Raw genomic sequence first — 10,523 nt, 5'->3', positions numbered from 1 at the left:
TGGCACCTTTTTCTATTCTAGGGAAAACACTTACTATGGCGCCAGACTACCTTTGGAATGGCAAAACGCTGGACCAACAACTTGCCGGGTGGTCTGGTATTTGGGGTGATAAAACAGCGCTGATCTATCAAGAACAACAACTAACTTACCGTGAATTGCACCAATTCGTAGAGAGATTGGCCAGCGGACTATTTCGTCGTGGGATCCGTCGTGGGGATAACGTTATGGTACAACTGCCTAACCGTATCTCCTTTGTCGTTACCTGTTTTGCCCTGTTCAGGCTCGGTGCTCATCCGGTGTTATTAATGCCGACACAGCGGACTCATGATGTTCATGCTCTTTGCCAGATTGCACTCCCGGTTGCTTACATTATCCCTGATTGCTTCCATGATTTTGACTACCGAAAAATGGCACGAGAAATTGTGGCATCTTGCCCCGATCTAAAACACATTATTGTTGATGGAGAAGCGGAAGAATTTACCGCATTGGCATCCATTGATGATGAACCGGTAAATATTCCCGGCCCAAGTTATGGTGATATTGCTGTATTGCTGCTTTCTGGCGGAACAACCGGTACACCGAAACTCATTCCCCGTACTCACGATGCTTATACCTATGATTTTGTGCTGTCAGCCCGTCTGTGTACGGTAAATACAGAAAGTGTTTATCTAGCCGTATTGCCTGTGGCACATAACTTCACACTAGGCAGTCCCGGTATTTTGGGCACCCTTTCCCAGGGCGGAAGTGTCCTTCTGAGTGATACCGCCAGTTTTGATGAGGCCATGCCGCTAATCGAGCAACACAAAGTGACCCATCTGGCATTAGTACCAGCTCTGGCTCGGCTCTGGGAACAGGCTCGCGACTGGGAACAAAGCGATCTTTCATCCTTACGCTGTTTGCAAGTGGGTGGTGGCAGGTTGACACCAGAACTAGCGGAGCAAGTAATAGCACGCCTTGGGCCTTTGCAGCAGGTGTTTGGTACAGCGGAAGGATTACTCTGTTATACCCGATTGGATGATCCCCACGAGGTCATCATTAATACCCAAGGGCGTCCGTTATCAGAAGAAGATGAGATCAAAATTGTTGATACCAATTTACAACCTGTAGTACCCGGCGAGGTAGGAGAACTGATTACACGTGGTCCCTACACTATTACGGGATATTACCGTGCAGAGCTGCATAATACCGTGGCTTTCACCGCCGATGGGTTCTATCGCACCGGCGATCTGGTTCGTATGACCTCAGATGGCAACCTGATCGTTGAGGGCAGAATTAAAGAGCAGATTAACCGCAGTGGTGAGAAAATTTCGACCCAAGAAGTTGAGACCTTGCTGCTGCAACACCCTAACATTGATGATGCCGTTGTCATTTCTGTGCCTGATGAACTGTTGGGTGAACGAACCTGCGCCTGTTTACCTAACAACGGCAATCAACCGGAACCGGGGCAGATAGCGGCATTTCTACAACAGAAAGGGGTTCAGCGTCATAAAATTCCTGACCAATGGTTGTTTGCCCCATATTGGCCACTCACCACCGTGGGAAAAATTGATAAACGCCGCTTGGTACAGATGGCACAAGCAGAACATGGTCGCCCAATGCAGCAATATCATGAACAAACTGTTGTTATTACCAGCACTCCGTTAGATTTGATCACACATTTGCTTTCAGACGACGATGCACAACCTTATATGCTCTATGAAACAAAAGGTGAATGGTCACTTGGGATAGGCTGTGCAGCAACCATTAGTGCAGATGCATCGGGACAATTAATTGATCCACAAGGTAATCGTCATCCATACGATATCAACACGTTAAGCCAAAAACTTGAACAGGCGCTCAATGCTCTTCCTATTCAGAATTGGCGGGCTTATGGAAGAACTTTATTTGAATTCTCCCATATGACCTATGGGTTGCTATTAGCACAACAAAACGAAGCGTTAATAAAAATCACTATTCCACAGCATGAATTACGCATAACTCAAGGACAGGTTCTGATACGAACTCTCGAAGAGAGTCAACTCGCCATATTGAGGGAGAAAATCAGACGGGCTGATCAATTAGGCACACCTGCTTTCTCATGTACAGAAGATATGGAAATTATCAATACGTCAGATGCGGCGAAACGTTATCAAGATAACGTCGCCAATGCGGTTAAGGATATTGCCGCAGGCCACTACCAGAAAGTGATCCTGTCACGTCAGGTTGAGCTTGGCTCGGATATTGATATGCCGCACAGTTACTGGTTAGGCCGCCAAGCTAACACACCTGCCCGCTCCTTCTTCTTACGTGATGAAGATTTCTCTGTTTATGGTTTCAGCCCGGAAACTGTGGTTGAAGCGGATGGTTCAGGTTGGGTCAGCACGCAACCATTGGCCGGAACCAGAGCATTGACACATGACAAGGATCAAGATCGACGGTTGAGAGCAGATTTGCTTTCTGACCCGAAGGAGATCTCTGAACATGCTGTTTCGGCTAAATTAGCATTAGAGGAACTGGCACCGATTTGTCAGGCTGACACACTTTGTGTATCAGAGTTTATGGCGATTCGTGAACGGGGTTCCGTACAACATTTAGCATCACGGGTAAAAGGATTGCTACAAACAGACAAAAATCGTTGGGATGCGTTCATCGCTCTGTTCCCGGCAGTCACCGCTTCGGGGATACCGAAAAAACCTTCTTTACAAGCAATTTCACGTTATGAAGGCGAACCACGTCGGCTTTATAGCGGTTGTGTCATGTTATTAGATAGCTCAGGTAAACTAGATGCGGCGCTGGTATTACGTTCTCTCTATCAGCATCAAGGGCGCTGTTGGCTCCAGGCTGGCGCAGGGTTGGTCAGAGATTCAAAACCAGAAAGAGAATGGCAGGAAACTTGTGAAAAACTTGACTGCATTATGAAATACGTTCGCCGCTACCCCGGAAAAAAGAGTAAATGAAGTAATAACACCTCTGGGAAAACCAGAATTGTTTCTGGTTTTCCCTAGACGACTCATTTTCTACTATGCTTAATCAGTCACCTCTAATTTTTCCTTCTGTGACAACCAGTAACTTAAAAAAACCAAACAAATAGATATCAGCTTGCAACTATTCTTGCTGGTGCCCATTTTACTTGGAGGCAATAAATATGTTTTCTCGTCGTGATATCTTGAGGGCATCCGCAATTGGCGCGGCGGCTGCTAGTATGGGTAGTATGATTAAATCCGCTGTTGCTGATGAACAGCACAATACTATTGCCGCTGGTAATAGTAAACCATCCACAAATGCTAAAAGTTTGTATAAATATAAATTCACAGATAGTAAAAAACGGGTATTGGAAAATGGATGGGCGCGGGAAGCTACGATAGAACAATTCCCGATATCTGAAGGGATTGCGGGCGTTGATATGTTACTTGAACCGGGTGGTGTGCGTGAACTTCATTGGCATGCTATTGCCGCTGAATGGGCATATATGCTTGAAGGCCATGCACGTATTACCATTATCGATCCGGAGGGCAAAAGTGAAGTAGCTGATTTTGGTCCCGGCGATGTATGGTATTTTCCCAAAGGTCATGGTCATTCCATTCAGGCGCTTGAAGATGGCGCACATTTTATTCTGACTTTTGATGACGGGCACTTCTCGGAATTTGGCACTTTCAGCATCACTGATTGGATAACACATATGCCGAAAGAAGTGCTTGAGAAAAGTGTCAACATGCCGGCATCCGTTTTTTCTAAAATTAAACAGGGTGAAGCTTACATCGTCGGTGGAGCTATCCCGCCAAAACTTCCCCTACCTGCTGACGATGGCGGATTGAACGATGCTCCACTCACCCACCGTTATGAACTCTTGAAAAATAAACCTTTCTTCGAGAACGACTCAGGGAGTATTTATCGGGCATCATCGAAGGAATTTCCCATTTCTACAACTATCACTGGTCTCATTGAGATCATCAAACCCGGCGCAGTACGTGAGCTACATTGGCATCCTAATGCCAACGAGTGGCAATACTACATTTCAGGTAAAGGACGTATGACCGTGTTTAGTTCTCATGGACACGCACAAACTGCAAAATATGGGCCGACCGACGTCGGTTACGTTCCTCAGGGATTTGGTCACTATATCGAAAATATTGGCAATGATGATCTTAAGGTACTGATTGTATTAGATAACGGTATCTACCAAGATATTTCACTTTCTGATTGGTTAGCTAAAACGCCGTCTTATCTGCTTGCGGATAACTTCAACAATAATCCCTCCGATTGGGTGGACCGTCCTAAGGATAAGCTAGTCATATCGCGCCGTAGGACTTGAGATATTACACTTTGTGGTGTATTGAAAACCTATATGACTTTGTATATCAGAAATAGCCTCGTTTACACGAGGCTTTATTTAGCAGTAGTAAAAATGATTAAAGAAATAGATGTTGATCTTAATATGTTAGTTTAATTAAAAGAATATAGAATCTTGTAAATGATAATCGTTTTACAGGTTAATCATTTTTTCACATGATTAACTTTCTCTTGTTACTTTTGTTTCCCTTTTTCGGTAATCGAAAACTACCTTTTTATCGGTAATTAGGTCAGACAAGGGTTAAAAGAATAAGCGCTTTATTCCCTGTCATGTTTAATGATTATTTTACACTTATACAACCTGCCGTGACCATCTAAAAACGTTTTGTTAACATCAAGTTATCCTATTCTCCAAGTTCGTTTGGCTTTAGTGCTTTCTCTTTTTTATTTCACTTATTAAATTATTTATTTAACTAATCTTAACGTAATGATTTAAATAGAAAAATATCAACATAAGATGTGAAAATAAAATCTTGCTAATAATTATCATGTAAAGTAATTTTATATTGAAATTAACGATTAAAGAGCCAGAGAAAACCCTATATTTAAAGCTGCAATTTATATTAATAGCGACAAATTTAGGAGCTATCTGCCAGAAGATTCATAGTTCAATAAACACTAACATGATGGAGAAATATAATGGATATAAAATCTGTAACAACTTCTAGTCTAATACAATTAACACCTGATGATAGAAGTGGATATCCACCCGTTGAAAAGCAAATAGCAGGAGATATAATACGTGTACTAAACTTTAGGCAAACAGATGAGGGTTATACTGCATCACATGGAATTGAATATCGAGCTAAGAAAATAATATTAGCGTACGCTTTAGCTGTAAGTGGTATTCATGATGTATCTCATCTTCCTGGTGACTATTATAAGAATAAAGAGACTGCTGAGATAATTTATCAAGAATATATGTCTAATCTTTCATCTGCACTATTAGGTGAAAATGGTGATCAAATTTCTAAAGATATGGCAGATGGTTTTTACAAGAATGAACTGGATTTTGAAGGTGAATATCCTCAAAATATTTGGAATATTCCTGATCTTGAAAATAAACCATTGAGTGCTTATTCAGATGACGATAAATTATTGGCACTATATTTTTTTTCTGCGCAGGAAATTCCACTGGAGGAAAATCAACAATCAAATGCCGCAAGATTTTTTAAATTAATTGATTTCTTATTTATCTTATCTGCTGTGACATCCTTAGGAAGGAGGATTTTTTCAAAAAACTTTTACAATGGATTAGAGTCTAAATCATTAGAGAATTATATTGAGAGAAAAAAGCTTTCTAAACCTTTCTTTCGACCACCGCAGAAATTACCTGATGGCAGAATAGGTTATTTGGCCGGCCCAACAGAACCGCCTAAATGGAGAGTTAGTTTACAAGAACTTAAAAATAACAAATCCAAGAATGGATTTACTAATATGGAAGGTGCTGCAAAACAAAAGTATAGCTCATTTATAAAAGAGGTGCAAAAGGGTAACGATCCACTTACAGCAGCAAAAAGTATTGGTACAGCAAGCGGCAGTAACTTGGAAAAACTGCCGAATAATTTATATAGTGTGAGGCTAAGCCAAAAAGACAGGGTAACCTTCAATCTAAATAACACTGACAGTACAATGACGATTCATAGTGTTGGAACTCATTATAAAAATATATGATGTGTGATCTCTGGCTTCGATTGACAGAACATTTTTAAGCTCTCATTTTTTCAACGGGAGTTTCATAAGGCGTTTTACCTTTCAAACCACTGTTGTGGTCTGTGATAATTGTAAAACGCCTTCCATTTAGCTAATACACTTTACTACCAAGAAAATATGGCTAGAAGAAACCGGCTCTCCATGCCAATAACGTTATAGGGTTATAATTTTTGAGGTTATTTTTGATTTCCGTAACAAAGCGCATAATATATATGACAGGATAAAAGCCAGCAAGGAATAGGCTATTATGTAAACATATATATTTATGTAATTAAATTTTTTTAATAAGAAATTATGGATAAATTCGTTATGTATTTCAATAACAAAAATATTGTGAACAAGATATATTCCTAGTATATTCTTGCTAATGTCATCTATTAAGAATGGTATTTCTCTGACATTCAAATTAACCAAGAATAAAAACAGGCACACCGAAGAAACTTGAAGGAATACATTATAAAACTTCCCATAAAAGAAAGTCATCCCCGTCTTGGATGAAATGATTGATAAAGATATCAATGATATAATAAAAAATACCAGAAATATTATATGCTTACATGAAAAAGCCTTTATTTTAGGTTTCGTTAGCCCTATATATCCACCTATCAAGAAACTAATCAAACCCTCAGATTGGAACGGAAACAAAATATTGAATGGGATTAGGGAAAAAGAGAATTTGTAATCTGTTAGTGCATTCAGCAATGTAAGATTAGAAATTATAAGCATTATAACGAGTATTTTCTTAATCCCCTTTGCATTTGTTTCATTAAATGTGTTACGCATTAGTGGTGTTAATATATATAGAGAGACAATTGCAAATATAAACCATAAATGGGTAGCATCTGATGTGGTTATACTAACATTAACATAATTTAAAAAATTAATAGTAGGCACTGTTGTAAATTTACTGATAAAATATGTGTCATACAGATAATAAAATATAAGCCAAAACAACAATACAGTTAATATCCCTTTGGATTTATTAATGATGTAATCCACCTGCTTTTCATGCTTGTTGTTTAGTAAGAAATAGCCACTGCACATAAAAAACAACGAGACCCCCAACTGACCGGCCTGCCTAAGAAAATACAAAACCACGTCATTATCATCGCGCAACAAGAAAAATAAAGTAACGTGAGAAATTACAACGAAAAATATAGAAACTATCTTTAATAAATCTATGGCTAATATTCTCATTTTTTGTCTCTTAAATAGATAAAATGAAGTTTGAAATTTTTGGGGCAAGCCTGGTCATACCTAGTTTTGATGGATGCAAACCATCGGACACTGTGCCCAAGCTATTGCTGGTCATAATATCGATATTGCCTTCATTGAATCCAGATTGTTTTAACAAATCCAGATATGGGATGGAGTGTTTTTCGCAGATTTCCCGACAAACGCTGCAATAGTCAGACAAGTAATACCCTTTGGCGTTTTTACTGTTCATGCCTCTTTGTACTGATATTGGCGTTGTTATAATAAACCCTATTCTCGTTGATGGGTATTTTTTGGTAATTCCAGTCATTAATAATTTCATGCCGCCAATAAATGTTAAAGAGGTTTTGTCTTTATAATCACCTATTTCCACTCCTCCATTGGAGCCAAAGTCAAATCCAAAATCATTTACCCCTCCCCATATTGTAATAATATCTGGATTGCTTTCCATTTTTTCATATCTTAAACACATGGCTGAATTGTCATTTTTATCTTTTTGGGCTATGCATGTTCCCCCTATTCCGTAGTTTTTCCATTCTTTTAGATCTAAATTTTTAGTCACTATTGGTTGATACCACCCTCTTTCAGTTATACTGTCACCGAGGGTAAACCAACACCCTCCCTTCAAATGCGATTGAATATAAGACATTTACTTTTATCCTTCTAAAAATAAAATGCAGACCGACTGGTTTTTTATCAGTATCGAATGTCCGCTGGAACGGACGCAGGCATTTCGATAGCGTGGTATTCAGACATTTGGCGATAGGCCGTTGTGATAATTGCTGCCTAAATTTCTCAGACCATAGAGAATATCCAAACAATTCTGCGATTAGTTTACGTTGAGTGTAATACTCATGGTTGGCAACTGGGGCGGCATGACGGAAGTCGCGATTAATCACAAATGTATAATCGCTTTCCACATCAGACAAAGCGAAACGGAAAAAAGCGTGTTTAACTTTGAAATAACCGCTTTGCAGGACACAGTAAATTTGGGAATACAGAGCCGACCGGTTTGTAGTAGGCTCCAGTTCGCTTGCTGACAGCGACAGAAATTCCAACTGTAGGCCTTCATCAAAATCAGGAAGCGCATACAGGGCGAATTGCTTCGCATCCGTTAAGGCAGAGAGTCTTTTACTTTTATTGGCAGTTTGGTCTATATGATGAGTCATCATCCTGATTCCATGCAAATCATGTCCGTATGAGGATCGCTGACCGAACAGTAAAAATGAATTTCGTCACTGCGGTTGGATCTCGAATGAAGTTGTCTCATATAAATAGTACGATATCAACCCCTTTTATGCCCCTTTAATCGTACACATTCATGACAGAAATATGGATTGGTGATCATAAACAAATTATTGATCAGGTACTAAAAAATGCTGATAGTGATAATTAGTTTGCTAAAGAAGTGCCTGATAAATTAGCTGAAGAGAAAAATGAATCTGAAACATAATATTGAGTTACTGACCACCTGAGTTTAATAACAAAAATGCCGATCTTGAATATCGGCATTTTGCCATGAAAGAGAAGATTAATTTAATGCTTTAATGCTCCAATTTTATCCCGGCTCAGTCCGGTACTGGTGGCAATAATGTCCAAACTCACGCCATGCCGTAATAAGGCACGAGCCGTTTCCAGTTTACCTTCCTCTCGGCCTTGCTCGCGCCCTTTTTCGTTTCATGCTCCGGAGATTGTTCAATCAGTTGATGGACAAAGTGTGAGAGATCCAGAGTATGTCCATTTAGTAAAATATAGCGTAACACCACATTGCGCTGCTCGACTGTATTATACCTTCCATTCAAGAGTTCCACCAATTGGGGGACCCATTCCAACATATCCCAGAAAAAAATACTTCAATAATTAAAATATTAATATAAAACAATTAATTAAATAAAAAATAACCAATAAAAAATACCAGAATGTACACACATATGTACAAACCGAAAAAGCACTCATATGAAGCATAGTGATTGATTTTATACTATTAGCGGGAGATGCGGGGATCAGTTCTGAGATGAGGAGGAGATCGTAAAGCCGGATTATCTCCGGCTCCGTTCTGCCTGTACGGCAGTGAACATCAAACATGTAACATGTCTTTTACTTCGGCACTTCCGGCCACTGCACATCAGGCGCTTGATTCACATCTACACGCGTAAGCAATACTCTGTATTTCTTCCATTCGAGTAGAGCGGCTTTCTCTGAGTCAGTAGCAACTTCTAAGTCAACAGAGTCTTGTAGCAATGAGAGTGTTTCATTTGCTTGTTGTAACAGTGCTGCTTGTTGTTGCTTCGCTTCATTAATCTGATGAGATTTGAGAAGGTCTTTATCAACTACCCATTCTTTACCATCCCACTTATCGAAATCTGTGGGAGGTTTCTTGAAGGTTAGCGTATCCGGCAGTTCACCGATTTCAGTAATTTCAGTCGGAGCGCGAGTTAACGTGTCGTAAGCTGTTTTGCCACGGTAATCCGGGAGGATTTGCCAGCACTTACCGTCTTCACTGCGACAAACAGCTTTATCGTGAGAATCTGGAAGTTGTGGCGCATCGGGATAAGCACCGGCTGATAGATTGACACCGAGCATGACATACTCAATGTCTGAAATTGTGAATTCTCTCGTTATCTGATTCGAGTGATAAACCTTTATCCAGCCTGTTTGAATAGCCAATCCGTCTTTACCCAATACGGCTGTTTCGTGTTCTAAAGAGTACTTTTGTTCTGTCATTATGCTGCTCTCACTATGTAGTTAAATGCAACGTTGCGGGGGCGGGTTTCGTTGCCTCCCGCCCCATATGTCGATACTTTCGTCGATGACACATCGTTTTCAACAACGACCCATGTACTGGCGGAACTATTAACACCAACAGCCATCCTGCCCGTTGGCAAAAATGGCTATGGGATTTATTCTCGTCAGCTTGCCACGACCCACACACCCGACCAGGATCAACACCACGGCTATCATCCCAACCTCGGATAAACTCGCCCCCTTAAATCGGGTACTCTGCCGGCAGGATAAGCTTCTGCTAGCTTTGGGTATAAAGACTTATCGAATGATTGACCATTGCACGTAAGATAGCCAACTGGTGTGTAGCGGTGGGGGTATGGAATAGGGACGCCGACAGGGACGTTAATATCATCAGTTGCCGTTAGTAAATTCACCGTTTTTATCTGCGGTATTTGTAATATCACCAATTTTTTGCATAGCAAAACCTCACAATAAATGTGATTTGAAAATAATAAATAAAGGGTTATTAGTTGCTGTAACCG

At 40.2% G+C, this 10,523-nt stretch carries 7 protein-coding genes and 2 pseudogenes; 3 read left to right on the top strand and 6 right to left on the bottom strand.

Features of this window, described 5'->3' with window-relative positions:
• Nucleotides 1–35 precede the first annotated feature (35 nt).
• The 3 genes from AACQ83_RS18730 to AACQ83_RS18720 all read left to right on the top strand — a co-directional run bounded on the left by AACQ83_RS18730 (nucleotide 36) and on the right by AACQ83_RS18720 (nucleotide 6,003).
• Nucleotides 36–2,936, top strand: coding sequence for a salicylate synthase (locus AACQ83_RS18730; protein WP_240000855.1), 2,901 nt, complete (start codon nucleotides 36–38; stop codon nucleotides 2,934–2,936).
• Between the two features lie 188 nt (nucleotides 2,937–3,124).
• On the top strand, nucleotides 3,125–4,291 hold the full coding sequence (locus AACQ83_RS18725; protein WP_112879123.1) for a cupin domain-containing protein: 1,167 nt from the start codon (nucleotides 3,125–3,127) through the stop codon (nucleotides 4,289–4,291).
• Nucleotides 4,292–4,968: 677 nt separating this feature from the next.
• Entirely contained in the window at nucleotides 4,969–6,003 is a 1,035-nt protein-coding gene (locus tag AACQ83_RS18720; protein WP_112879122.1) for a Txp40, insecticidal toxin (previously name A24tox), read from the top strand.
• Between the two features lie 192 nt (nucleotides 6,004–6,195).
• On the opposite strand, the gene AACQ83_RS18715 is transcribed toward AACQ83_RS18720, so the two are convergent.
• The 6 genes and pseudogenes from AACQ83_RS18715 to AACQ83_RS24710 all read right to left on the bottom strand — a co-directional run bounded on the left by AACQ83_RS18715 (nucleotide 6,196) and on the right by AACQ83_RS24710 (nucleotide 10,388).
• Nucleotides 6,196–7,239: an acyltransferase gene (locus tag AACQ83_RS18715; protein ID WP_112879121.1), complete on the bottom strand. Its 1,044-nt coding sequence runs from the start codon at nucleotides 7,237–7,239 to the stop codon at nucleotides 6,196–6,198.
• Between the two features lie 10 nt (nucleotides 7,240–7,249).
• Nucleotides 7,250–7,906 carry an SGNH/GDSL hydrolase family protein gene (locus tag AACQ83_RS18710; protein WP_112879120.1) on the bottom strand — a complete coding sequence of 219 codons (657 nt, stop codon included), beginning with the start codon at nucleotides 7,904–7,906 and terminating at the stop codon, nucleotides 7,250–7,252.
• Nucleotides 7,854–8,429: a DUF4158 domain-containing protein gene (locus AACQ83_RS18705; RefSeq protein WP_112879119.1), complete on the bottom strand. Its 576-nt coding sequence runs from the start codon at nucleotides 8,427–8,429 to the stop codon at nucleotides 7,854–7,856. Before AACQ83_RS18705 ends, AACQ83_RS18710 begins: the two co-directional genes overlap by 53 nt.
• A 364-nt stretch (nucleotides 8,430–8,793) precedes the next feature.
• Nucleotides 8,794–9,095 (bottom strand): annotated as a pseudogene (locus tag AACQ83_RS18700) (ISNCY family transposase); the annotation flags it as partial.
• Between the two features lie 259 nt (nucleotides 9,096–9,354).
• Entirely contained in the window at nucleotides 9,355–9,981 is a 627-nt protein-coding gene (locus AACQ83_RS18695) for a tail fiber assembly protein (RefSeq protein ID WP_112879118.1), read from the bottom strand.
• Nucleotides 9,981–10,388, bottom strand: a pseudogene (locus AACQ83_RS24710) (phage tail protein). The gene AACQ83_RS18695 and the pseudogene AACQ83_RS24710 overlap by 1 nt, the downstream one beginning before the upstream one ends.
• Nucleotides 10,389–10,523: the final 135 nt, after the last annotated feature.

Source organism: Photorhabdus sp. S10-54 (genome assembly GCF_963878145.1).
Lineage (GTDB): Bacteria > Pseudomonadota > Gammaproteobacteria > Enterobacterales > Enterobacteriaceae > Photorhabdus > Photorhabdus kayaii.
This window is presented reverse-complemented; position numbering and strand designations above follow the sequence as displayed.